The organism is Microbacterium gilvum, assembly GCF_039543865.1.
Lineage (GTDB): Bacteria > Actinomycetota > Actinomycetes > Actinomycetales > Microbacteriaceae > Microbacterium > Microbacterium gilvum.
The window spans coordinates 622,818-647,055 of the sequence record NZ_BAABKO010000001.1; the positions used below are offsets into that span (position 1 = coordinate 622,818).

Below are 24,238 nucleotides of genomic sequence, written 5' to 3' on the forward strand. Positions count from 1 at the left end.
ACCGGCGCGGGCTGAGGTCGATGGGCCGTTGGTCGGGGCGACAGGATTTGAACCTGCGGCCTCCCGCTCCCAAAGCGGGCGCTCTACCAAGCTGAGCTACGCCCCGCGGACATCCCCGTCGTGGGGACGCGAAACGGCCTCGGAAAGTCTAGCCGACGATGACCGGGCCACTCACCAGGAAGGAGGACGTGGAGGGGATGACGAGAATCGAACTCGCGTGACCAGTTTGGAAGACTGGGGCTCTACCATTGAGCTACATCCCCGTTGCTGCGCGAGGCAGCGAAGAACACTCTATCCCACCCGCGGGCGTGGTCGTCGCACAGCGCGTGGGATAGCGCGTCCTGAGGTACCTCAGGCACGCGCCGGACCGCGGATCGACGCGGGAGTACGGCGTCCTCCCGATGTGCCGCGACCGCCGTGCGGGCGAACGTGGAAGCATGTTCGCCGATCCGCTCGCAGCCCTCTCCGTCCACCGCTCCGACGTCGCGGAAGCCGAGCGCCGCGCCGCCCTGCTTCGCACGGTGTCCGAGCGCACCCCGGGCGCGTCGCCCGCTCTCGAGCCCACGGCGTGCCGGCGCGGGCGCCGCACAGCGCGCCGGGTCGCGCCGCCGTCCGCCGACGGCTCCGCGTGAGGGGGCCGACGACTGTCGGCGGGGCGTGTGATGATGGCGCGGTGACGATCACGACGAGCCGCCGGACCGTCGGACGCGATGCCGAACGCGCCCAGCTCGGTGTGCTCTTCCGCGAGGTCGCAGCGGGAGCCACGCGCGTCGTGCTCCTCTCCGGCGAGGCCGGCATCGGCAAGTCCCGCCTCGTCGCCGACCTCGTCGACGATATCGGCGACGAGGCGTTCACCGCCGTCGGCAACTGCATCGCGCTGGGTTCCTCGGGCGAGGCGTTCACGCCGTTCGCCGGCGCCCTGCGCGCACTCGTGTCGGCACTCGGCGTCGACCGTGCGCGGGAGCTCGCCGGCCCGGCGGGTCCGGCCCTCGCGCGCCTGGCGCCGGCTCTCGCGGACGGCACAGCGCCATCCGGTCAGCAGCCGCACGAGGCCCTCGCTCAGTTCCTGGAGGCCGCGAGCGCCGATCGGCCTGTCGTGCTCGCGCTCGAGGACGTGCACTGGATCGACACGGCGAGCCTCGGCATCCTCGCCTACCTGTCCCGCGTCGCTCTCGACGCGCGTCTGCTGCTCGTCGCGACCTACCGTCCGGAGGACATCGGCCGGCTCCATCCCGCCCGCGAGGTGCTCGGGGAGCTCGCGCGCGACCGATCGACGACGCGCATCGAACCGGCCAGACTCGACCGCGACGGCGTCCGCGCGCTCGTGGGAGAGCTGACAGGCGAGCTCCCGGCGGGCCCTGCGCTCGACGTGCTCGCCGAGCGGAGCGACGGCGTCCCCTTCTATCTCGAGGAGCTCGTCGCCGTCGACGGGTGCGCGACCGAGGCCGTTCTGCCCGGAGGTCTGCGCAGCGTGCTCCTCGCGCGCTACGAGCGCCTGTCGGACGGCGCGCGTGCGCTCGCGCGCGCCCTCTCCGTCGGCGGGATCTGCGTCGCGCACGACCTCCTCGAGCGGGTCGACGGGCTCGACGCCGGAACGCGCGACGCCGCGATCAGGGAGGCGCTCGACGTCGGACTGCTGGAGCTCTTCGACGGGGGCTACGCGTTCCGGCATGCCCTCGTGCAGGAGGCCGTGCTCGACGACGCGCTTCCCGGCGAGCGGGAGCGCCTCCACGAGCGCTACGCCGACGCGCTCGAGGAGGACGCCTCACGCGGCGCCGCTGTCGCCGCGGCGATCGCCCACCACCGCACCTCGGCGCGCGACACCCCGCGCGCGTTCCCCGCCGCCATCCGCGCCATGCGGGAGGCGAGGGCCGGCGTGGCGTACGCCGCCGCGGCGCGCCACGCCGAGAACGCGCTGACGATGTGGGATCTCGTCGGCGACCCCGAATCGGTCGCCGGCATGACACGACCCCAGCTCATGGGCCGCGCGGCGACCTACCTCCGCAACGCCGGGGAGACCGAGCGCTCCCTCGCGCTGCTGCGCGCGGCCATCGCGCTCGCGCCCGACGTCGGCATCGACCGCGTCCTGCTCACGCAGAACGTCGCGAAGGCGCTGGCGAACCTCGCGCGGCCCGGCTCCATCGAGGCGTACCGCGAGGCCCTCGAGGTGCTCGACCGGGTCGAGGGCGATCACGACGCGCTGCGCGCCGATCTGCTCATCTCGCTCGCCGGGAGACTCATGCTCGTTGGGAGCCGCGAGGACTCCCTACGCCTCGCCTCGGAGGGGGCGGCCATCGCGGAGCGCATCGGATCCGACCGGCTGCAGTCGAACGGCGTCAACATCGCGGGCGTCTGCCTCGCCCACGGCGGCGATCTCGCCGCGGGGCGTGCGCACCTCGCAAGAGCCAGGGCCCTCGCCGGAGACGACCCCTCGGCGCGGCTGCGGTACTGGGTGAACGCCTCCGATCTCGCGCAGCGGGCGGGCGAGCCCTCGGAGGCGATCGAGCTCGCCCGCGAGGGGATGGAGGAGGCGCGGCGCCACGGACTCGCACGCACCTCCGGGACCATCCTCGCCTCGAACCTCGCGGACCCGCTCGCCTCTCTCGGCCGATGGAGCGAGGTGGACGCGGTCGTCGAGCGCGCCCTCGCCGCCGCGCCCCCATCCGTCAACGTGACGTACCTCGTGGTGGTGCGCGCGTGGTCGCTGCTGTGGCGTGACGATGCCGAGGGGGCGGCGGCCCTCCTCGACGCGCACCGCGCGGTGCTGCGGTCGACATCGGACAACGAGGTGCAGGCGCGGCTCACGGTGGCGCGCGTCGACATGGAGGTCGCCCTCTCGACGGGCGACGCCGACGGCGCGTGGCGGGCGACCGGGCCCGTGCGCGACATCCCCGAGGAGAGGCTGGCGCTGAGCCCGGCCTACGCGCTGCCGGTGGCGTGGTCGCTCGCCCGCGCGGCGCGGCTCCGTCCCGACGCCGAGTGGGCCGCCGATGCGACGCAGCGCGCGCAGGCGATCGTCGCGCGGTTCCCGGAGTGGCCGACGAAGGAGGAGTGGGCCGCGCTCGTGGATGCCGAACTCGACGGCGGCGTCGCGGCGTGGGAGACCGCCGTCGCCCGCGTGCGCTCGCCGCGGACGCCCGTCGTCCTCCTCCCCTACGCGCTCGTCGCCCTGGCGGATGCGCGGATCGCGGCCGGCGACAGGACGGGTGCGCGCACGGCGGGCGAGGAGGCGACGGCGGTGGCGGGCGAGCGGGGGGTGGCGCTCGTCGAGCGCGCCGCGCGCGAGCTGCTCGCTCAGGCGGGGCTCACGGGCGCACGCCGACGCCGCACGGCCATCCTCACGGAGCGCGAGCGGCAGGTGCTGGAGCTCGTCGCGGAGGGGCTGAGCAACGGCCAGATCGCGGACCGGCTGTTCATCAGCACGAAGACCGCCTCCGTGCACGTGTCGGCCATCCTGCGCAAGCTCGGTGCCGCCACCCGCACGGAGGCGGCACGTCACGCCGCGCACCTGCTCAGCTGAGCGACGCCTCGTGCCGCGCGGCGTACGCGACGTAGTTCGCGGCGTTCCGGCGGAGGCCGGCCACCTCCTCCGCGGTGAGCGGGCGCCGGACGGCGGCCGGCACTCCGGCGACGAGGCTGCGCGGCGGGACGACCGTCCCCTCGAGCACCACCGCACCGCCGGCGATGAGCGACTCCTCGCCGATGACGGCTCCCTGCAGGACGACAGCGCCCATACCGACGAGGGTGCCGTCGCCGATGCGGCAGCCGTGCACGACGGCGTTGTGGCCGACGGAGACGTCCTCTCCGAGGACGGTGTCGTGTCCGCCGCCGACGTGCACGGACACGTTGTCCTGCAGGTTGCTGCGCGCGCCGATCCGGATGGCGCCCGTGTCGCCGCGCAGCACGGCGTTGTACCAGACGCTCGCGCCCGCTTCGAGCACGACGTCCCCGATCACGCGGGCGCCGTCGGCGACGAGCACGTCCGGGGCGAGACGCGGGGCGTCTGCGCCGTGGGCTCGCACGGTGGCGTGGGGGGAGACGCTCATGGGATCGACTGTATCCGACTTCGGCAAGCCTTACTTTCCCCAGTTCAACGGCGATTTAGCCTTGCCTCGGCTTGCTTGCGGAATACCGTGACGCGAGTACCGTTGAGGTCGTAGGGAGCGCGGGATGCGCTCCCCGAGACGAAGGAGAACCCCATGAGCGACGCACAGACCATCGCAGCCACCGCCTCCGACCCGACGGTCGCCGCCGGCACCTCCCAGTTCCTCTCCCCCGTCGTGCTGGGCCTGCAGGCCCTCGGCGTCAACGGCAAGCAGGCGCACTGGCACGTGCGCGGCGCCAACTTCATCGGCGTGCACGAGTTCCTCGACACGCTGGTCGACCACGCGCAGGAGTGGGCCGACCTCGCCGCGGAGCGCATCGTCGCCCTCGGGCTCCCCATCGACGCGCGTCTGTCCGCCGTCGCGACGAAGGTCGCATCGACCGGCGCCCCGGCAGGCTTCGCGCAGTCGGATGCCGTCATCCGCGGCATCGTGTCGGACATCGACGTCGTGCTCGCCGATCTGCAGGCCGCCATCGACGGCCTCGACGAGGTCGACCTCACGAGCCAGGACGTCGCCATCGAGATCAAGGCCGGCCTCGAGAAGGACCGCTGGTTCCTCGTCGCGCACATCGCGGCGTAATCCCCCGTCTCCTCGTCAGAAGGCCCCGGTTCCGACCGGGGCCTTCGGCGTCTGCGGGGCGACGCCCGCGGTCAGGCCAGGTGCGTGAGTGCTCCGCCGAGCAGGGTCGCGTGGACGGGCATCCCCCGCAGCTGCTCACGGGTCGCGGTGAGCGGATCGTGCGCGACGAGCACGAGGTCGGCGAGTTCGCCAGGGAGCACCCGCGCGCCGTCGAGCGATCCGCCGTCGGTCGATGCCGCGAGCGCCGTCCGCGCTCCGATCGCCTGCTCCGGGCGCCACGCGCCCTCCTCGTCCCGCGCGCGGAACACGGCGGCGGCCATCTGCACCCACGGGTCGAGCGGCGACACGGGCGCGTCGGAGCCGAGGAGGATGGCGGCTCCCGCCTCCTCGAGCTCGCGCAGCGGATACGCCACGGCGGTCTGCGCGTCCCACTCCGATGCCACGAGGTCGCGGTCGTCGAGCGCGTGCTCGGGCTGCACGCTCGCGGTCACACCCAGCCGGGCGAACCGGGGAAGGTCGGTGCGCGCGACGAGCTGCGCGTGCTCGATGCGGCCGGGCACATCGGCCGCGGCGAACGCGTCGAGCGCCATCCGGTTCGCGACGTCGCCGATGGCGTGGATGGTCGTGGCGATGCCCGCGCCCGCCGCACGGACGACGAGGTCGACGAGGTCGGCGACGGAGAACCCCGCCTCCCCGGTCCCTCCCGAGCGGTACGGCGCGCTCGTCGCCGCCGTGCGCGTGCCGAGCGATCCGTCGCCGACGATCTTCAGCATCCCGAACGCGATGCGCTCGCTCCCGTCCAGCGCGTCGCCCGTCGCGAGCTCCTCCGCGATGACGCGGTGGAGGTCGGCGGGGCGGGCGTCGAACCTCACCCGCACGGGATCGACGCCGCGCGACAGCCGATGGCGCCAGCGATCGGCGTTCCACGCGAACTCCAGGTCCTGCACCCCGACGATCCCGCGCTCCGCGGCATCCGCCAGCGCGCGGTCCATGGCGGCGTCCTCGTCATCGGCCGGCACGGCGTTCAGCACGCCCGAGATCGCGAACGCGGTTCCCTCTCGCACGAGACCGGATGGCACCGGTGCGACGCCCTCGCGGGCGAACGCCGCCGAGTTCATCCAGATGCTGTGCAGGTCGGCGTTGACGACGTAGGTCGGCACGGATCCCGCGACCTCGTCGAGAAGCGCGAGCGACGTGCCGTCCGGCCACAGGCCGTCGCGCATGTCGACCGCGATCCGCCGCCCGTCGGAACGCGGGGGCGCGTCGAGCGCGCGCGTCGCGGCGTCGCGCGCGTCCCGCGCGGCGCCGACCGAGTGCCGCGTGCGCGACAGCGCCCACTGCAGCGTGTGGACGTGATGGTCCCAGAGCCCCGGCACGAGCCATCCGCCCGCGCCGTCGAGCACGACCCCCCGGTGGCGCAGCGCGCCGGCGGGCGCGATGTCGGCGATGCGCCCGTCCTCGAGCCACACGTCGTACACGCCGTCGTGGTCGACATCGGGATGTGCGAGGAGCTCGCGACCCTCTCCCCCGATCCGCACGCCCGCGATGACGTCGACGCGGTCTCCGCGCCTCACCGGGCGAGCTCCGCACGCGCAGCGGCACGCGCGGCGCGCTCGCGACGCATCTCGGCGGCCAGCTCGGCGTTCGCATAGGGTCCGTCGCCGTCGAGCTCGGCGATGATCGTCTCCACGACGTCGTCGCCGCGGTTCTGGCTGAGCTTGCGCTTCGCCACGACGCGCGTGGGCGTGAGGCGGAAGCCCGTCGTGCCGCGTTCGAGCCGCTCCACGAACGCCGCGTCGTTCGGCCGCTCCCACATGAGACGCGGGTCGGGCGCCGCCGATTCGAAGCGCGCCACGAGCCGGTCGAGGACCGCGAGGTTCTCCTCCTGCGTGAGGATCTCCGGCACTCCGGACAGGTGCACCGAGACGTAGTTCCACGTGGGGACGGCCGGGACGTCGCCGTACCAGCGAGGCGTGATGTAGCCGTGGGGTCCCTGCAGCACGACGAGCAGCTCGCGGCCGCCGAGGTCGTGCACGAGGTCGTCCGGGCGGCCGACATGACCCACGACCGTGAGGTCGTCGCGGCCCTCGTCGAGGAGCACGACGTAGTGCGAGGCGACGAGGCCCTCGTCGGCCGCGCTCACGATCGTCGCCCACGGATGACGGTCGACCACGCGTCGCAGCTCGGACAGGTCGGTCATCGCGAAGCTCGGGTTCTGCCGCATCCTCCGATGCTACGCGGGCCGGTCGCCGGTCCCGGCCGTCGTCAGCGCTGGCAGACGGGGCACCAGTAGAGCTTCCGCGCCTGCATCTCCTCGAGCAGGATCTCCGTTCCGCAGACGCGGCAGGGGAGCCCCGCTCGGTGATAGACCCAGTGCCGATCGTCGCGGCTCGCCATCGCTCGGCGCCACGCGGCGCCGTCGAGCCCGTCCATCGTCATCATCTGACCGGTCTCGACGCCGACGCGGAGCAGCCCGACCCAGTCGCGCCACAGGCCGCGCACGACCTCCTCGGGGATGTCCCGCCCCGGCGTATGCGGGTCGAGGTTCGCGCGGAACAGCATCTCGGCGCGGTAGACGTTGCCGATCCCGCTCACGACGGACTGGTCCATGAGCAGCTGACCGATCGCGACGTTCCGGCGGCGCACGGCGCGGGTGAACCGCTCCTCACCCTCGTCGACGTCGCCGACGAGCGGATCGGGGCCCAGCTTCGCGATGACCCGCGCGACCTCGTCCGGCGTCTGCACGACGCATGCGGTCGGACCGCGCAGGTCAGCGCAGGTGGTCTCCGTCAGCAGCCGCACGCGGACCTGGCCGACGACGGGCGGCGGCCACTCGGCGTCCTCCGCCTCGAGGCCGTCCGCCTCGTCGAGCCCCTTCGTCTGCTCCGACATCCGCACGTGCACGCGCGTCCGACGGGGCGCGCCGATCGACGCGAGCGAGTTCTCGCCCGCCTCGTCGAACACCGCCTCGCCCCGCAGGTCGGTGCCCCGCTGGTTCGTCTGGCCCATCCGGCCGTTCGCCGACGCGATCGTCGGGTCCACGAGGATCTCGCCCGCGAAGTCCCATGCGCCGTAGAGGCCGAGGTGCACCCTGAGCCAGAGCTCGCCGTCGAACTCGAGGAACATCTGCTTGCCGACCGCCTGCGCGGCCGTGGCCGTGCGTCCGTCGAGCACGGCCGCACCCTCCGCGAAGCGTCCCTGCGGGCTCGATGCCCTCACCGGACGGCCGACGAAGTTCCGTTCGAACTGCCGCGCGATGCGATGGACGGAATGACCCTCGGGCATCCGGTCAGGACACCGTGCGCGGGCCGGGGCCGTCGACGAGCTCGCCCGTCCGCTCGAACGCGCCCACCTGGGCGATGCGCCGGACGTGGCGCTCGTCGTGCGAGAACGGCGTGGCGATGAAGCGGTCGATGAGCGCCGTCACCTCGTCGAAGGCGTGCTGTCGGGCTCCGATGGCGATGACGTTGGCGTCGTTGTGCTCGCGCGCGAGCTCCGCCGTCGACGGGTTCCAGACGAGGGCGGCGCGGATGCCCTCGACCTTGTTCGCGGCGATCTGCTCGCCGTTGCCCGACCCGCCGAACACGATGCCGAGCGCTTCGACGCCCGCGCGCTGGTCGGCGACGACCGCCTGCGCGGCGCGGATGCAGAACGCCGGGTAGTCGTCGACGGGGTCGTACGACTCGGGGCCGTGGTCGACGACCTCGTGCCCCTGGGCGACGAGGTGGTGCTGGAGCCGGGTGGAGAACTCGAGACCCGCGTGATCGGTCGCGATGTGGATGCGCATGACGACGATTCTCCCCTATCGACGCGGACGCGCCGTCACGGCGCGACGCCCGCGGCCGCGGGCAGGAAGCCGAGCCGCGCGTTCTCGCAGTCGCCGGGCCGTGCGATGTCGTACCACGGCCCGAGGTCGGTGACGTGCGGGCGGCGGGCGGCTGGCGTGCCCTCGAGCCGTTCGACCACGAGGTCGACAAGCCCTGCGACGAATGCGGGGTGCACACCGGGAGTCCGCGTGCGGACGGACCGGATGCCCGCGGCCGCCGCGCTCTCGGTCGCCTCGTTGTCGAGGTCCCAGAGCACCTCCATGTGGTCGCTGACGAAGCCGAGCGGCACGATCGCGATCGCCTCGACGCCGCGCTCGGGCAGCTCCGCGATGACGTCGTTGACGTCGGGCTCGAGCCACGGCTGCGAGGCGGGGCCCGACCGCGACTGGAAGACGAGCTCCCACGCGACCCCGGCCGCCGCCGGCACCTCCTGGGAGAGACGCGCCATGATGTGCGCCGCCACGGCGCGGTGCTGCGCGGCGTAGGCGCCGCCCTCCGGCCAGTCGATGTCGCGCGGCCCCGAGAGGTCGGCGTCCGCCGTCGGGATCGAGTGCGTCGAGAACAGCACCGTCACCGCCGTCGGGGCGACGCCGTCCGCCAGGTACCCGACGACGGCGTCGCGGACGCCCTCGTAGAACGGCTCGACGAAGCCCGGATGATCGAAGAACAGCCGGACCTTGTCGATCGTGACGGGATCGTCGCCCTCTCCGAGCCCCGTCTCCGTCAGCACGCGCGCGTAGTCCTCGCGGTACTGGCGGTCGCTCGAGTAGGAGCTGTACGCGCTCGTCGCGAGAGCGAGGAGCGTGCGGTGGCCGTCGGCGTGCGCCTGCCGCACGGCGTCGTCGAGCATCGGGGTCCAGTTGCGGTTGCCCCAGTAGACCGGCAGGTCGATGCCGCGGCGGTCGAGCTCGGCGCGGAGGGCGGCGAGGAGTGCGCGGTTCTGCGCGTTGATGGGACTCACCCCGTCGAAGTGGCGGTAGTGGACGGCCACCTCCTCGAGACGCTCGTCGGGGATGCCGCGGCCGTGCACGACGTTCCGCAGGAACGGGATGACGTCGTCCTGCCCCTCGGGACCGCCGAAGCTCGACAGGATGAGCGCGTCGTAGGAGACGGGCGTCTCGACGAACGGGCCTCCCGACGCCGCCGCCTCCGACGCGAAGGGGACCCTGATCTGAGTGGAGGCGTCGTTCGTGCTCACCCGTCCATCTTCGCACCCGTGTAGAAATGGCGGCGTTCAGGCGGCGTTCAGGCGCGCGTCGCCGCGCCGATGTGCGCGATTCCCGGGAGCGCGCCGATGGGAGCACGTAGGCTGTTCGGGTTGCCGCAGGCGTCACCGCGCCCGGAGATCTCGGTCCCCTACCCCATGGGAGTGAAACCACGTGCCTGGAGAGAACCTCACCCGCGTCGAGGCGCAGGAGCGCCGCGCGATCGTCGACACGCGAAGCTACGACGTCGCGCTCGACCTGACGAAGGGCCCGGAGGTGTTCGGATCGCGCAGCGTGGTGCGGTTCGCCGCCACTCCGGGCGCCTCGACGTTCATCGACCTCATCGCGCGCGACGTGCGCGAGATCACGCTCAACGGACGCGAGATCGACCCTGCGGCCGCCTTCGGCGACGCCCGCATCCTCCTCGACGGACTCGAGGAGGAGAACGAGCTGGTCGTGGACGCCGACTGCCTCTACACGAACACGGGCGAGGGCCTCCACCGATTCGTCGACCCCGTCGACGGCGAGGTCTACCTCTACACGCAGTTCGAGGTCCCCGACTCGCGCCGCGTGTTCGCGGTCTTCGAGCAGCCCGACCTCAAGGCGACGTTCCAGTTCACCGTGACCGCGCCCGCCGCATGGAAGGTCGTCTCGAACCAGCCCACGCCGGAGCCCATCGCCCACGACGACGGCGCCACGGCGACGTGGGGCTTCGAGCCGACGCCCCGCATCTCCTCCTACATCACGGCACTCGTCGCGGGTCCGTACGAGGAGGTCCGCTCCGAGCTCACGTCGGCGTCCGGCCGCGTCATCCCCCTCGGCGTCTTCGCCCGCCGGAGCCTGTGGGAGCACATGGACGCGGACTACGTCTTCGAGAAGACGCGGCAGGGCTTCGCGTACTACGAGGAGAAGTTCGGCTACCCGTACCCGTTCGCGAAGTACGACCAGCTCTTCGTCCCGGAGTTCAACGCCGGCGCGATGGAGAACGCGGGCGCCGTGACCTTCACGGAGACGTACGTCTTCCGCAGCAAGGTGACCGACGCCGTCAAGGAGCGCCGCGTCGTCACGATCCTGCACGAGCTCGCGCACATGTGGTTCGGCGACCTCGTCACGATGACGTGGTGGAACGACCTCTGGCTCAACGAGTCGTTCGCGGAGTGGGCGTCGACGATCGCGACGGCCGAGGCCACGGAGTGGACCGAGGCGTGGACGACGTTCAACGCCATGGAGAAGACCTGGGCGTACCGCCAGGACCAGCTCCCCTCGACGCACCCGATCGTCGCGGAGATCAACGACCTCGAGGACGTCCAGGTCAACTTCGACGGCATCACGTACGCGAAGGGCGGCTCGGTGCTCAAGCAGCTCGCCGCCTGGGTCGGCATCGACGCCTTCTTCCAGGGCGTCGGCGCGTACTTCCAGAAGCACGCCTTCTCGAACACGACGCTCGCCGACCTCCTCGTCGAGCTCGAGAAGACGAGCGGCCGCGACCTGTCCGGGTGGTCGCGCAAGTGGCTCGAGACCGCGGGGGTGAACACGCTCTCCCCCGTCGTCGACGACGACCACGACGGCCGCATCACGCGATTCGCCATCACGCAGACGGCGCCCGCCGACTACCCGACCATCCGCCCGCACCGCCTCGGCATCGGCTTCTACGACCTGCAGGGCGGATCGCTCACGCGTACGCACGCGATCGAGATCGACGTCGACGGCGACCTCACCGAGGTGCCGCAGCTCAAGGGCCTGCGCCGGCCGGCACTCGTGCTCCTGAACGACGGCGACCTCGCGTACGCGAAGATCCGCCTCGACGACCGCAGCCTCGCGACGGCGATCGACCACCTCGCCGACATCGCCGACCCGCTCGCGCGCTCGCTCGTGTGGGGCGCCGCGTGGGATCAGACGCGCGACGCAGAGACGGCGGCCGGCGACTACGTCGACCTCGTGCTGCGCAACATCGGCCGGGAGACCGAGTCGACGACCGTGCGCACGACGCTCGCGCAGCTGCAGCTCGCGGCCAACAGCTACGTCGCCCCGGATGCGCGCGACGCGACGCGCGCGAAGGTCGCCGACGGGCTCTGGCAGCTGCTGCTGGACGCCGCCCCGGGAAGCGACATCCAGCTCCAGCTCACGACGGCCTTCGCCTCCGCGGCCTCGCGGCCCGAGCACTGGGAGCGCGTCCGCGCGCTGCGCGCGGGAGACCTCTCGCTCGACGGCCTCGTCGTCGACACCGACCTGTCGTGGCAGCTGCTCGTCTCCCTCGCCGCCGGCGGGGTCGTCGACGCCGCGGCGGTCGACGAGGCCCTCGCGGCCGACAACACGGCCAAGGGCGCCGACTTCGCGGCGCAGGCGCGTGCGGCACTGCCCTCGGGCAAGGCGGCCGCCTGGGAGTCGCTCGTCGAGCGCGACGACCTCCCGAACACCGTCGTCCGCTCCGCCGCGCTCGGCTTCACGCACCCGGCGACGCGCGACGCGCTCGAGCCGTTCACGGAGAAGTACTTCGCGGTGGCGCGCGACATCTGGGAGTCGCGCACGTTCCAGATCGCGTCCTACCTCCTCGAGGGCCTCTACCCCGCGCCCCTCGCGAACGCGGGGCTGCGTGCCGCGACGAAGTCGTGGCTGGCGGCGAACGGCGACGCTCCCGCCGCCCTCCGCCGCATCGTGGCGGAGAACCTCGCGGGCGTCGAGCGCGCCCTCGGCGCGCAGGAGCGCGACGCCGAGTAGGGCGCGACGCCCACCAGCACGCGATGCACAGCGGGCCCCGACCGGATCCTGAGGATCCGGACGGGGCCCGCGTTCTACCATCGAGGGGATGATGACGACAGCGACAGAAGCGGATGTGACCGACCCCGGTTTCTGGCAGGACGTGCTGGCGAATCTCGCCACGTTCGGCTGGGATCTCCTCACGGCGGTGGTCGCCGTCGCGGCCTGCGTGCTGATCGCGTGGCTGCTGCGCTTCCTCATCCGACGCGTCGTCAAGCGCATCGTCGAGGGTGCGAAGAGCAAGGCGAAGGTCGATGACACGCGCGCCCTCGAGCGCTCGCCGCTCGCGTCGGTCCGCGTCGTGCAGCGCACCCGCACGCTGGGGTCCATCCTCACGAACATCGTGAACGTCATGATGGTGATCGTCGCCCTCGTGCTCGTCTTCTCGATCCTCGCGCCGAACGTCATCACGTCGCTGTCGCTCCTCACGGCGGCGGTCGGCGCGGGCCTCGGCTTCGGCGCTCAGAACATCGTCAAGGACGTGCTCAACGGCATCTTCATCGTCGCGGAGGACCAGGTCGGGATCGGCGACGTCGTCGATCTCGGGCTCGCCACGGGCGTCGTGGAGTTCGTGAGCGTGCGCATCACCCACGTGCGCGACGTGAACGGCGTGCTCTGGTACGTGCGCAACGGCGAGATCACGCGCATCGGCAACATGACGCAGGGATGGTCGCGCGTCGTCCTCGACCTCACCCTCCCGAAGGACGTCGTCCTGGAAGACGTCGAGAGCCTCCTCACGACGACGGCGCAGGGGCTGGCGCACGACCCGCGCTGGCGGTCCCGCGTCATCGGCGAGCCCGAGGTCTGGGGCCTGGAGTCGCTCGAGGGCGAGACGCTCGTCATCCGGCTCGTCATCAAGGCCAAGCCGACCGCGAAGGACGACGTGGCCCGCGAGCTCCGTGAGCGCCTGCGCGCCGTGCTCCTCACGGAGGGCATCGACGTGACGGGGATCGCCCGCGCCACGCTCGAAGGCGCGGAAGGCGCTCTGCGCGTGCGCGGCGCCAACCCGCCCACGCTCACGAGCACCCTGCCGGAACGCCCCACCTGGCGTCCGCGCACGCCTGATCAGCCGACGACGGATCAGACCGCGGACGGCCGCGACGACGAGAAGGAGGGGGACGCGTGAGCGGGACCCACGAGCTGCGCCCGCCGGGCGTGGGGACGTTCTACGAGCAGGTCGGCGGGCGGGCGACGTTCGCGAAGCTCGTCTCGCGCTTCTATCGCGGCGTCGCGGAGGACGAGGTCCTGAAGCCGATGTACCCGGAGGAGGATCTCGGACCCGCCGAGGAGCGGCTCTTGCTCTTCCTCGAGCAGTACTGGGGCGGCCCGACCGCGTACGGCGAGACTCGGGGCCACCCGCGCCTGCGGATGCGCCACGCGCCGTTCCACGTCAATCCCGACGCACGCGACCGCTGGCTGCGGCACATGCGGGACGCGGTCGACGAGCTCGATCTCTCCCCCGTCCACGAGGCGACCCTGTGGGACTACCTCGAACGCGCCGCGCACGCCATGGTGAACACGTTCGAGCCGACGCCGGGGCGCTGAATCGACGCGGGGACGCGGTCAGCCCTGCCCGGTCGTCCGGACCGGCGTCAGGCCGACGGCGGCCGGCCCTCGGCTGAGGATGTGCCCCCGTTCGAGCGTGACGCGCGTCCAGCGGCCTGCCGTGGACACGCGGGCCTCCTCCTCGCCGCCGATGAAGCCGAACGAGAACGCGGCGAAGGCGACGCCGCGAGGCAGATCGGCCAGTTCCTCGTCCGGCTCGCCCCAGATCGAGCCGCGCACGGTGCGGACGACGTCCTCGCCCGCCCGATCCGGGAGGGCGTGCGCGACCGCCGCGATGCCCCATTGGGCGCGGCTCGCGAGCACGGCGGCCGCGAGGCGCCCGGAGGGCGACCATCCGCCGCGCGGGGGCGACACCCCGGCCCATGCCGGGGCGAGCGCCGTCTCCGGGAGGGCGAGCGCGCGCGGATCCTCCGTCTCCGAGAGCGACGCGACGGTGAGGTCGCACTGCAGCTCCGGGTCGGCGCGCAGCACGCGCAGCGCGAGCACGGTGGGCGTGCGATCGAGGAGGCCCTGCGGCGCGAGCGGTGCGGCGGTCATGACGAGGATGCCGTCCGCCGCCTGCAGCCGCACGCCGTCGCATCCCGCCCTCTCGGCGCGCCCCGCGAAGGTCAGCGCGTCCTTCGCGGTCCGGTCGTCGGCGAGGAGGAGGCGTGCGGTCACCCGCTCTAAACTAGCAAGGCGCGCCCACGAGGCGCGCCTTGCGTCGGACGGAGGACCTGTGACCATCGACCCCTCGCTGGACGACCCGGTGCGGATGATGCTCGACGTCATCGCGCTCGAGCAGACCGCGGCCCGCACGCATGAGGACATCTTCCTCGGCCGGTCCCACTTCATGCCCGGCGGCCGGGTCTTCGGAGGGCAGGTGCTCTCGCAGGTCGTCGCGGCGGCGGCGCGCACGCTCCCCGACGACCGGTTCGCGCACTCCCTGCACGGCTACTTCCTCCGTCCGGGCGACGTGACCAAGGACATCACCTTCGGCGTCGACCGGATCCACGACGGGCGCTCCTTCGCCCGGCGCCGCGTGCAGGGGTACCAGGACGGCGTGCCCATCTTCTCCGGCATCCTCTCTTTCCAGGACGCCGATGCGGGCTTCGAGCACCAGATCCCGATGCCGGATGTGCCGGGCCCGGAGGACCTGCCCGACCCCGCGGTCGAGGCGGAGCGCCATCCGCAGTCGAAGCGCCTGCTCGCCGCCAATCCCATCGAGGTGCGACATGTCGAGGGGAGCCTGCTGCGAGAGGCCCGGGGCGGCGCGCGCCCGACGCAGGCGGTGTGGACCCGCGTGCGTCGGCCCATCGGCGAGAGCCGGCTCGTCCACCAGGCGGCGCTCGCCTATCTGAGCGACTACACGATCCAGGAGCCGCCCCTGCGCGGCGCCGGCCTGTCGTGGTCGACACCCGGTCTCAAGGTCGCGAGCCTCGACCATGCCATGTGGTGGCACCGCGAGGGGCGCGCGGACGAGTGGCTCCTCTACGTGCAGGAGTCGCCGGGGGCCCAGGGCGGACGCGGGCTCGCGACGGGCCGGCTGTACACCCGCGAGGGGGCGCTCCTCGCGACGGTCGCCCAGGAGATCATGGCGCGCGTCCCTGCGGGGTGAGCCTCAGCCGGCCTGGCGCAGATCGGCCTCGAGCGCGACCCAGCCGAGCATGGCGCACTTGATCCGCATGACGTACTTCGCGACGCCCTGCAGCGCCGCGGCATCGCCCAGCTCCTCCGACGGCTCGACCGCTCCGCGCGAGCGCAGCATCTCGCGGAACTCCGCGATGCGCGCGAGCGCCTCCTCGCGCTCGACGCCCTCCAGCAGACCCGTCATGATCGACGCGGAGGCCATCGAGATCGAGCAGCCGTGGCCATCCCACACGATGCCATCGAGGCGCTCGCCGTCCAGCGAGACGCCCACGGTGATCTCGTCGCCGCACGACGGGTTGAGCTCGTGATGGGTGAAGGGCATGCCCGTCGGGTCGCCCTTGCCCTCGGGGTTCTTGGAGTGATCCAGGATGAGCTCCTGGTAGAGCCCCTGCAGGTCGGCGCTCATCGGTCGGCCCCGAAGAAGGCGCGCACCTCGCCGAGCGCCTCGCCCAGCGCGCGGATCTCGTCGGATGTCGTGTACACGTAGGCGCTCGCTCTCGTCGTCGCGGTGACGCCGAGCCGCCGGTGCAGCGGCTGGGCGCAGTGGTGTCCCGTGCGCACCGTGATGCCCCGGTCGTCGAGGAACTGGCCGACGTCATGCGCGTGCACCCCGTCGACCGCGAAGCTCGCGAGGGCGGCGCGGGCCGACCCCGGAGCGGGGCCGACGAGGCGGACACCGGGGACCGCGGCGACGGTCTCCACGAGCTCGGCCGCGAGATCCGCCTCCCTCGCGTGCACGGCGTCCATTCCGAGGCGGGAGAGGTAGTCGACGGCCGCTCCGAGCCCGACCGCCTGCGTCACCGGCTGCGTGCCCGCCTCGAAGCGGTGCGGCGCGGGGAGGAACTCCGCCTCGTCCATCGTGACGGTCGTGATGGTCGACCCTCCCGTGCGCGCGGGCGGCAGCTCGTCGAGCAGCTCCGACCTTCCGTACAGCACGCCGAGCCCGTTCGGTCCCGCCATCTTGTGCGCGGAGAACGCGGCGAAGTCGACGCCGAGCGAGGCCAGGTCGACGGACAGGTGCGGTGCCGACTGGCACGCGTCGAGCACGGCCAGCGCGCCCACCGCGTGCGCGGCGTCGACGACGTCCGCCACGGGGGCGATGAGCCCCGTCACGTTCGAGACGTGCGCGAACGACACGACGCGCGTACGGGGCGAGAGCACCGCGCGGAGGTCGTCGGTCGTCCACAGCCCGTCGTCGTCGACGGGCACCCACCGCAGGGTCGCGCCCGTGCGCCTGGCGAGACGCTGCCAGGGGATGAGGTTCGCGTGGTGCTCGGCCTCGGTCACGACGATCTCGTCGCCCGCGCCGAGCGCGAACCGCTCGCCGCCCAGGCCGGCCGAGGCATCGGCCATCCCCAGCGCGACGACGTTGAGCGCGTCGGTGGCGTTCTCGGTCCAGACGACCTCGCGATCGCCGGCGCCGACGAACGCGGCGACCTTCTCGCGGGCGGTCTCGAACGCGTCGGTCGCCTCTCCCGTCGCCATGCTCGAACCCCTGTGCACGGCGGCGTACTCCGTGCGGGCGAACGCGGCCTCCGCGTCGATGACGCTCGCGGGGCGCTGCGCCGTCGCGGCGGAGTCGAGGTACGCGCGCTCGGGTCGTCCGGCGATGCCGGGGAAGTCGGCGCGCACGTCGGCGACGAGGCGGTCGGATAGGGTCTCGGGCATGGCGGTGCTCCCAGAGGGGATCGGAAGGGCATCTCCCAGTCTCTCACCTGACGAGCGGGCGGGGGCTGTCAGCGACGCGTGAAGGCGACGGGCTCCTCGACGTAGGGCTCCCACGCGGCGCGCATCCCGGGGTCGAGACGGACGGGGCGCCCCGCGCCGATGTCGACGAGCACGACCACGGCGTCGGCGCGCGCGTAGAGCACCGGCTCGTCGGCGGCGTCGCGGCCGTGCACCTCGTAGCAGACGTCGATGCTCGACCCGCCGAGGCGGCCGATCCACAGCTGCACGTCGAGCGGCCGATGCCCGTACGGCACCGGGCGGAGGTACTCGATGCTCTGGCGCGCGATGAGCGTCACCACGCCGGTCGGCGTCCCCAGCACCTCGGGAGCGAACACCGCCGTCGGCGGCACGTCGGATCCGGAGTCCTCGGCGCGGAAGAACGCGCGGACCCTCGCCTCCTCAAGCAGGCGCAGCATGGAGGCGTTGTTCACGTGCCCGAAGGCGTCGAGGTCTCCCCAGCGCAACTGGATGGGCACGTGCACGCGGGTCATGCGGCTCCTGTCGGACGGCCATCCGGTCACGATCGGATAACGGATGGCGGGGCGGATTCGGCTCCGACGATACCCCGCCGTCGCCCGCCGTCATGCGGATCGCGGCGGGTCGCGGGCGCGTGCACGCGCGCGAGGGACCCCCTCGACGCCTTTGCTAGGGTCGTCGGGTCCGCCCCGCATGCAACTCGGCGGCGGACATCACCGCCCGGCGACGCGTCCGACACGACCGCGCGGTGGCCCGCCCAGGACCGCGGATGCCGCCTCGCGCGGCATGCGTATGGCCGACGACCAGCCGTCACCCGGCGAGCTGGGAGCCCGGTGCCTCTGCCCGGCTCCGTCTGCCCGGACCGCTACCGATGACCGAACGCGGATGTTGCACACCGACGCAGCCGCGCTCGGCGCATGGAGAACGTGACCGAGAACGACACGACCACAGCCCTGCGCGCAGAAGGCCTCTTCAAGGTCTTCGGGCGCCGCCCCGCCGACGCCGTGGAGCGCCTCCGCTCCGGCATCCCGCGCGATGAGCTCGACGGTGCGACCGCCGCCGTCATCGACGCCTCCTTCGAGGTCCGCCGCGGCGAGATCTTCGTCGTCATGGGCCTGTCCGGCTCCGGCAAGTCGACCCTGATCCGCATGCTCAACGGCCTCCACGATGCGACAGCAGGCACGATCGAGATCGGGGGCGAGCGCATCACGGGCATCCCGGCCGCTCGGCTCCGCGAGATCCGCCGGGACCGGGTGTCGATGGTGTTCCAGCACTTCGCGCTCCTCCCCCACCGCACCGTCGCCGCGAACGTGGCGTACCCGCTCGAGCTGCAGGGCATCGCCCGCGCGGAGCGGCTCGCGAAGGCGACGGAGATCCTGCGCCTGGTCGGGCTCGACGGTTGGGGCGACAAGCTCCCGTCCGAGCTCTCCGGCGGCATGCAGCAGCGCGTCGGCATCGCGCGCGCCCTCGCCGCCGACACCGACATCCTCCTCATGGACGAGGCGTTCAGCGCGCTCGATCCCCTCATCCGCCGCGAGATGCAGGACCAGCTCCTCGAGCTGCAGCAGACACTCGGCAAGACCATCGTCTTCATCACGCACGACCTCAACGAGGCCATGCTCCTCGGCGACCGCATCGCGGTCATGCGGGATGGACGCATCGTGCAGATCGGGACGCCGGAGGACATCCTCACCGACCCCGCCAACGACTACGTGGAGCAGTTCGTCCAGGACGTCGATCGCGCGCGCGTGCTCACGGCGGGGAACGTCATGGAGCGGCCCCGTCCGGTCGTCGCCGAGGGCGCGGGTCCGCGCACGGCGCTGCGGACCATGCGCGACGCCTACACGTCGGCGACGTACGTGGTCGGACGCGACCGCCGTCTCGCCGGCATCATCACCGATCGCGACGCGATGAAGCTCGTCCGCCGCGGCGAGAGCTCGCTCGCGTCGATCCTGAAGCCGGTGCCGCAGGCCGTCGGGCGCGACGACGTCCTGATGGACCTGTTCGTGCCCGCCGTCGAGTCGCCGCTGCCGCTGGCCGTGACGGACGAGCAGAGCCGGCTCGTCGGCGTCATCCCGCGGGTCACGCTGCTCGCCGCTCTCGGCCCCGGTCCCGGCGCGACGGAGGAGATCATGCTGCCGCAGCAGCCCATCCCGACGACCGTCATCGACCAGGTGCTCGCGGAGGCCGACGCCGCCGACGTCGCCCTGACGGGTGCGGCAGCGGAGGAGGTGCGCTGATGGACGGCTTCATCCGGATCCCGCTGGGCGACGTCGTCGCGACCGCCGTCGACTGGCTCGTCGCGAACGCGCAGGGCCTCTTCGCGGTGCTGCGCGCCGTGTTCACGGGGATGTACGACGCGCTCTACACGGTGCTCGGCGCCGACTACTTCTGGATCGTGCCGGGATCGCTCGCCGTGACGGGCATGTCGGTCGTGGTGATCGTGTTCGCGCTCGTCGCACTCCTCGCACGCGGATGGGTCTTCGCCGTCGGCACGACGGCCGGGCTCCTCTTCGTCGCGTCCGTCGCACAGTGGGACAACGCCATGGCGACGCTCTCGCTCGTGATCGTCGCGACGTTCTGGGCGCTCGCCGTGGCCATCCCGCTCGGGATCGCCGCCGCGAGGAACGACCGGGTGTCCGCGGCCATCCGCCCCGTGCTCGACTTCCTGCAGACGATGCCGGCGTTCGTCTACCTCATCCCCGCGCTCCTGCTGCTCCGCGTCGGCGTCGCGCCCGGCATCATCGCGACGATCGTGTTCTCGCTCGCCCCCGGCGTGCGCCTCACCGAGCTCGGCATCCGCGGCGTCGACCGCGAGGTCGTCGAGGCCGGGCAGGCGTTCGGCTCGACCCCGAGCCGCATCCTCCGCCAGATCCAGCTGCCGCTCGCGCTTCCGACGATCATGGCCGGCGTCAACCAGGTCATCATGCTCGCCCTGTCGATGGTCGTCATCGCGGGGATGGTCGGGGCCGGCGGCCTCGGCGGCGACATCTACGCGAGCCTCGGGCGGCTCGACACGGCGCTCGGCGTCGAGGCCGGCCTGTCCGTCGTCGTCATCGCGATCATCCTCGACCGCCTCACGGGTGCGTTCGGGAAGCGGCTCGGGCTCTTCGCGCGCCTCTCCCGCGCAGTCGCCACGCGTCGGAGCGCGGCGGCGATCGCCGTGCCGGACGCCCCTGCGCACACGGAGGACGCGCCGCTGGCGGCGGTGCGCTGATCAGACCTGCGGGCTCCGCCACGGAGCCCGTGGCACCGGAGCTCAGCCGGTGCATCCGGGCGGCGGGAGAGACTCTCCCGGCTCGAGGAAGGAATCACAGCATGAAGAAGCGGATCCTGGCGCTCGCCGGGCTCACCTCGGCTGCGGCGCTCTCGCTCAGCGGCTGCGTCGCGACGGCCGAGCAGGTCGCCGGCGCGGACGGCGGCGACGGATCGTCGCAGGGCACGATCACGATCGCCGAGTTCAGCGGCTGGGAGGAGGGCATCGCGACCTCCGAGCTGTGGCGCGTCGTGCTCGAGGACGCCGGCTACGACGTCGAGATCGAGCCCGTGGACGCGGCCGCGGTGTTCCAGGGGCTGGCGGACGGCGACTACGACATCACGACCGACGTCTGGGAGCCCGTCACGCACGCCGAGTACCTCGACCGCTACGGCGACAGCATCGAGAAGATCGGCACCTGGAACAGCGAGTCGAAGCTGACGGTCGCCGTGAACGAGGACGCGCCGATCGAGTCGCTCGCGGACCTCGCGGAGAACGCCGACGCGTTCGGCGGGACGATCGTCGGCATCGAGCCCGGCGCCGGCCTGACGGGCGTGATGGAGTCCTCCGTCATCCCGACGTACGGGCTCGAGGGGATGGACTTCCAGACGTCGTCGACACCCGCCATGCTCACCGAGCTGCAGGCGTCGATCGACGCGGGAGAGAACGTCGTCGTCACGCTCTGGGAGCCGCACTGGGCGTACTCGGCGTTCCCGATCCGCAATCTGGAGGACCCCGAGGGCACGCTGGGCGACGCCGAGACGCTCAGCACCTACAGCCGCGAGGGCTTCGCCGACGACTTCCCCGAGGTCGCGGAGTGGCTCGCGGCGTTCGAGATGGACACCGACGTGCTCGCGGACCTCGAGGACGTGATGTTCAACCAGAACGCCGGTGCGTCGGACTGGGAGCCCATCGTGCGCGAGTGGGCGGAGGAGAACGCCGACTACGTCGCAGGACTCACGAGCTGACCTCCCCTGCTGCACGACGACGCCCGCCCGGAGATCCGGGCGGGCGTCGTCGTGCAGGCGGTCGCGCTCAGTCGCGCGTGAGCTTGCGGTGGGTCGTGCGGTGGGGACGCGCCGCGTCCGCACCCAGGCGCTCGACCTTGTTCGCCTCGTACGCCTCGAAGTTGCCCTCGAACCAGTACCACTGGTCGGGCTTCTCCTCGGTGCCCTCGTACGCGAGGATGTGCGTGGCGATGCGGTCGAGGAACCACCGGTCGTGGGTGATGACGACGGCGCAGCCCGGGAACTCGAGGAGCGCGTTCTCGAGCGACCCGAGGGTCTCCACGTCGAGGTCGTTGGTGGGCTCGTCGAGGAGGAGCAGGTTGCCGCCCTCCTTCAGGGTGAGCGCCAGGTTGAGGCGGTTGCGCTCGCCGCCGGAGAGCACGCCGGCCTTCTTCTGCTGGTCGGGCCCCTTGAAGCCGAACTTCGACACGTAGGCGCGCGAGGGGATCTCGATCTTGCCGACCGTGATGTAGTCGAGTCCGTCGGAGACGACCTCCCACAGCGTCTTCTCGGGATCGATGTTGGCACGAGACTGGTCGACGTAGCTGATCTTGACCGTCTCGCCGATCTTGAGGTCGCCCCCGTCGAGCGGCTCGAGGCCGACGATCGTCTTGAAGAGCGTGGTCTTGCCGACGCCGTTCGGGCCTATCACGCCGACGATGCCGTTGGGCGGCAGGCTGAAGCTCAGCCCGTCGATGAGCGAGCGGCCGTCGAAGCCCTTCTGGAGGTTCTTCGCCTCGATCACGACGTTTCCGAGGCGCGGCCCCGCGGGGATCTGGATCTCCTCGAAGTCCAGCTTCCGCGTCCGCTCCGCCTCCGCAGCCATCTCCTCGTAGCGCGCGAGACGCGCCTTCGACTTGGTCTGACGGCCCTTCGCGCTCGAGCGCACCCACTCGAGCTCGTCCTTGAGGCGCTTCTGGAGCTTCGCGTCCTTCTTGCCCTGGATGTCGAGGCGCTCGGCCTTCTTCTCGAGGTAGGTCGAGTAGTTGCCCTCGTAGCCGATGAGACGGCCACGGTCGACCTCCGCGATCCACTCGGCGACGTGGTCGAGGAAGTACCGGTCGTGGGTGATCGCGATGACTGCGCCCTTGTACGACTGCAGGTGCTGTTCGAGCCAGAGCACGCTCTCGGCGTCGAGGTGGTTGGTGGGCTCGTCGAGGAGCAGCAGATCGGGCTTCTGGAGCAGGAGCTTCGCAAGCGCGACGCGGCGCTTCTCACCGCCGGAGAGCGGGGCGATGGCCGCATCCGCCGGCGGCGTGCGCAGCGCGTCCATCGCCTGCTCGAGCTGGGAGTCGAGGTCCCAGCCGTCTGCCGCGTCGATCTCCTCCTGGAGCGTCCCCATCTCGGCGAGGAGCGCGTCGAAGTCGGCGTCGGGCTCCGCCATGAGTGCCGAGATCTCGTTGAACCGGTCGAGCTTCGCCTTGATGGCGATGCCGTCCTGCACGTTCTCCAGGACCGTCTTGGACTCGTCGAGCTCGGGCTCCTGCATGAGGATACCGACCGTGAAGCCCGGCGTGAGCTTCGCCTCGCCGTTCGAGGGCTGGTCGAGGCCGGCCATGATCTTGAGGATGGTCGACTTGCCGGCGCCGTTCGGGCCGACCATGCCGATCTTCGCTCCGGGCAGGAACGCCATGGTGACGTCGTCGAGGATGAGCTTGTCGCCCACCGACTTGCGGGCGCGCACCATTTGGTAGATGTATTCAGCCATTTGAGGTCCAGTCTAGAGGGGGACGCGCGCATGCGAGAGGTCCGATCCTGAGTGACCCGAGCGATCGCGGACAGGGTCGGACGACGGAACGAGGAGGACATCATGCCGAGACCGAGACCGAGCGCGCGGCGCCGATGTGCCGCGGGAGCCGCCATGGGCGCGGCGCTCCTCGGCGCCATCGGATGTGCTTCGGCCATCCCCTCGACGGAGGAGTCTCCTGCGCCGCCGGCCGCCGCCGAGTCCGCGCACTGCGGGAACCTCGTCTTCCCCGCGACCGCCTTGGAGAATCGGACGCGCGTCGACCGCCTCGATGAGCGCGACGCGGCGGTCGCTGCGACGGCGGTGGACGATCTCGGCGAACCGCTCGCGCTCGACGCCGCGGCGGGATGGTTCCTTGTCGTGTCCGACGACGACACGCTCGCGTTCCTCCGCCCCGCGGACCCCGCCTTCGAGGCTCCCTACGAACTCGTCGCGCTCCACCGCGATCTGTCCGGCCGCGGCGGCGCGGACGCCGTCTGGCGGTTGAGCGGGCGCGGAGCCTGCACGCCGCGCGCCGACATCGGCGACCGCAACGACGCCGACGTCTCGCTCGACCCCGCCCGCCCGCCGTCCTCCGATGCGACGACCGTGCATCTGCTCGTCACCGAGAACGCGTGCCACGGCGGCGAGGATGCGGAAGGGCGCGTCGAGGTCGTTGAGCTCGTGGAGACGGCCGAAACCATCGCGCTGACGATCGGCGTGCGTCCGGATACCTCGCACGATGCCTGGACGTGCCCTGGACACCCGGCCACGCCGTTCGCCGTGGAGCTTTCGGCGCCGATCGGCGACCGCACGCTCGTGGACGCCGGCCTCGTCCCCGCCCGCCCTCTGCACGACTGACCCGCCCGCCTGAGG

The 24,238-nt window shown here is 72.2% G+C and carries 22 protein-coding genes and 2 tRNA genes; 11 read left to right on the forward strand and 13 right to left on the reverse strand.

All coding sequences use genetic code 11. The features are described 5' to 3' along the window. Positions 1-29: 29 nt before the first annotated feature. Positions 30-106, reverse strand: a tRNA-Pro gene (locus ABD998_RS03195). Positions 107-189: 83 nt separating this feature from the next. Then, positions 190-263: transfer RNA gene (locus ABD998_RS03200), tRNA-Gly, on the reverse strand. Positions 264-437: 174 nt separating this feature from the next. On the opposite strand from ABD998_RS03200, the gene ABD998_RS03205 reads away from it, so the two are divergent. Together ABD998_RS03205 and ABD998_RS03210 are read left to right on the forward strand one after the other, a co-directional pair. Then, positions 438-632 (forward strand): hypothetical protein, encoded by a 195-nt coding sequence (locus tag ABD998_RS03205; protein WP_345435854.1) that lies wholly within the window; start codon positions 438-440, stop codon positions 630-632. A 41-nt stretch (positions 633-673) separates the two neighbouring features. Continuing rightward, a complete protein-coding gene (locus ABD998_RS03210) occupies positions 674-3,520 on the forward strand; it encodes a helix-turn-helix transcriptional regulator (protein WP_345435856.1) in 2,847 nt (948 codons plus the stop codon). Here the strand turns inward: ABD998_RS03210 and ABD998_RS03215 are convergent. Then, positions 3,513-4,046 (reverse strand): gamma carbonic anhydrase family protein, encoded by a 534-nt coding sequence (locus ABD998_RS03215; protein WP_345435858.1) that lies wholly within the window; start codon positions 4,044-4,046, stop codon positions 3,513-3,515. The genes ABD998_RS03210 and ABD998_RS03215 overlap by 8 nt on opposite strands. Positions 4,047-4,199: 153 nt before the next feature. Here ABD998_RS03215 and ABD998_RS03220 point away from each other — a divergent pair, with 153 nt between their 5' ends. Further along, on the forward strand, positions 4,200-4,685 hold the full coding sequence (locus tag ABD998_RS03220; RefSeq protein WP_345435860.1) for a Dps family protein: 486 nt from the start codon (positions 4,200-4,202) through the stop codon (positions 4,683-4,685). Between the two features lie 71 nt (positions 4,686-4,756). On the opposite strand, the gene ABD998_RS03225 is transcribed toward ABD998_RS03220, so the two are convergent. Genes ABD998_RS03225 through ABD998_RS03245 form a run of 5 tightly spaced genes read right to left on the reverse strand, consistent with a single transcriptional unit; the run spans position 4,757 to position 9,710 of the window. Continuing rightward, positions 4,757-6,259, reverse strand: coding sequence for an amidohydrolase (locus ABD998_RS03225; RefSeq protein WP_345435862.1), 1,503 nt, complete (start codon positions 6,257-6,259; stop codon positions 4,757-4,759). Beyond that, positions 6,256-6,909 (reverse strand): FMN-binding negative transcriptional regulator, encoded by a 654-nt coding sequence (locus ABD998_RS03230; protein ID WP_345435864.1) that lies wholly within the window; start codon positions 6,907-6,909, stop codon positions 6,256-6,258. The genes ABD998_RS03225 and ABD998_RS03230 overlap by 4 nt, the downstream gene beginning before the upstream one ends. A 41-nt stretch (positions 6,910-6,950) precedes the next feature. Further along, positions 6,951-7,970 (reverse strand): Fpg/Nei family DNA glycosylase, encoded by a 1,020-nt coding sequence (locus tag ABD998_RS03235; protein ID WP_345435866.1) that lies wholly within the window; start codon positions 7,968-7,970, stop codon positions 6,951-6,953. 4 nt (positions 7,971-7,974) lie between these two features. Beyond that, a complete protein-coding gene (locus ABD998_RS03240; RefSeq protein WP_345435868.1) occupies positions 7,975-8,472 on the reverse strand; it encodes a ribose-5-phosphate isomerase in 498 nt (165 codons plus the stop codon). A 35-nt stretch (positions 8,473-8,507) separates the two neighbouring features. Beyond that, a complete protein-coding gene (locus ABD998_RS03245) occupies positions 8,508-9,710 on the reverse strand; it encodes a ferrochelatase (RefSeq protein ID WP_345435870.1) in 1,203 nt (400 codons plus the stop codon). A 181-nt stretch (positions 9,711-9,891) separates the two neighbouring features. Here ABD998_RS03245 and pepN point away from each other — a divergent pair, with 181 nt between their 5' ends. The 3 genes from pepN to ABD998_RS03260 all read left to right on the forward strand — a co-directional run bounded on the left by pepN (position 9,892) and on the right by ABD998_RS03260 (position 14,019). Further along, the gene (gene pepN / locus ABD998_RS03250; protein ID WP_345435872.1) at positions 9,892-12,435 is read left to right on the forward strand and encodes an aminopeptidase N; all 2,544 of its coding nucleotides are present in this window, start codon (positions 9,892-9,894) and stop codon (positions 12,433-12,435) included. 88 nt (positions 12,436-12,523) lie between these two features. Next, entirely contained in the window at positions 12,524-13,600 is a 1,077-nt protein-coding gene (locus tag ABD998_RS03255) for a mechanosensitive ion channel family protein (RefSeq protein ID WP_345435874.1), read from the forward strand. Further along, on the forward strand, positions 13,597-14,019 hold the full coding sequence (locus tag ABD998_RS03260; RefSeq protein ID WP_345435876.1) for a globin: 423 nt from the start codon (positions 13,597-13,599) through the stop codon (positions 14,017-14,019). Before ABD998_RS03255 ends, ABD998_RS03260 begins: the two co-directional genes overlap by 4 nt. Positions 14,020-14,037: 18 nt before the next feature. On the opposite strand, the gene ABD998_RS03265 is transcribed toward ABD998_RS03260, so the two are convergent. Then, a complete protein-coding gene (locus tag ABD998_RS03265; RefSeq protein WP_345435878.1) occupies positions 14,038-14,700 on the reverse strand; it encodes a hypothetical protein in 663 nt (220 codons plus the stop codon). Between the two features lie 94 nt (positions 14,701-14,794). On the opposite strand from ABD998_RS03265, the gene ABD998_RS03270 reads away from it, so the two are divergent. Further along, positions 14,795-15,637, forward strand: coding sequence for an acyl-CoA thioesterase (locus tag ABD998_RS03270; protein ID WP_345436914.1), 843 nt, complete (start codon positions 14,795-14,797; stop codon positions 15,635-15,637). 3 nt (positions 15,638-15,640) lie between these two features. On the opposite strand, the gene sufU is transcribed toward ABD998_RS03270, so the two are convergent. The 3 genes from sufU to ABD998_RS03285 form a co-directional block, all read right to left on the reverse strand. Beyond that, on the reverse strand, positions 15,641-16,075 hold the full coding sequence (sufU, locus tag ABD998_RS03275; protein WP_345435880.1) for a Fe-S cluster assembly sulfur transfer protein SufU: 435 nt from the start codon (positions 16,073-16,075) through the stop codon (positions 15,641-15,643). After that, positions 16,072-17,337, reverse strand: a complete 1,266-nt coding sequence (locus ABD998_RS03280; RefSeq protein WP_345435882.1) for a SufS family cysteine desulfurase — start codon at positions 17,335-17,337, stop codon at positions 16,072-16,074. Before ABD998_RS03280 ends, sufU begins: the two co-directional genes overlap by 4 nt. 68 nt (positions 17,338-17,405) lie before the next feature. After that, positions 17,406-17,888 carry an acyl-CoA thioesterase gene (locus ABD998_RS03285; protein ID WP_345435884.1) on the reverse strand — a complete coding sequence of 161 codons (483 nt, stop codon included), beginning with the start codon at positions 17,886-17,888 and terminating at the stop codon, positions 17,406-17,408. A gap of 402 nt (positions 17,889-18,290) precedes the next feature. Here ABD998_RS03285 and ABD998_RS03290 point away from each other — a divergent pair, with 402 nt between their 5' ends. The 3 genes from ABD998_RS03290 (at position 18,291) to ABD998_RS03300 (ending at position 21,597) form a co-directional block, all read left to right on the forward strand. Further along, positions 18,291-19,613, forward strand: a complete 1,323-nt coding sequence (locus ABD998_RS03290; RefSeq protein WP_345435886.1) for a quaternary amine ABC transporter ATP-binding protein — start codon at positions 18,291-18,293, stop codon at positions 19,611-19,613. Continuing rightward, positions 19,613-20,590: an ABC transporter permease gene (locus ABD998_RS03295; RefSeq protein WP_345435888.1), complete on the forward strand. Its 978-nt coding sequence runs from the start codon at positions 19,613-19,615 to the stop codon at positions 20,588-20,590. Before ABD998_RS03290 ends, ABD998_RS03295 begins: the two co-directional genes overlap by 1 nt. 101 nt (positions 20,591-20,691) lie before the next feature. Further along, positions 20,692-21,597, forward strand: a complete 906-nt coding sequence (locus tag ABD998_RS03300) for a glycine betaine ABC transporter substrate-binding protein (RefSeq protein WP_345435890.1) — start codon at positions 20,692-20,694, stop codon at positions 21,595-21,597. Between the two features lie 67 nt (positions 21,598-21,664). Here ABD998_RS03300 and ettA read toward each other — a convergent pair whose 3' ends face one another. Further along, complete coding sequence (gene ettA, locus ABD998_RS03305) at positions 21,665-23,344, reverse strand: energy-dependent translational throttle protein EttA (RefSeq protein WP_345435892.1); 1,680 nt, start codon at positions 23,342-23,344, stop codon at positions 21,665-21,667. 102 nt (positions 23,345-23,446) lie between these two features. On the opposite strand from ettA, the gene ABD998_RS03310 reads away from it, so the two are divergent. Then, positions 23,447-24,223 carry a hypothetical protein gene (locus tag ABD998_RS03310; protein ID WP_345435894.1) on the forward strand — a complete coding sequence of 259 codons (777 nt, stop codon included), beginning with the start codon at positions 23,447-23,449 and terminating at the stop codon, positions 24,221-24,223. Positions 24,224-24,238 lie beyond the last annotated feature (15 nt).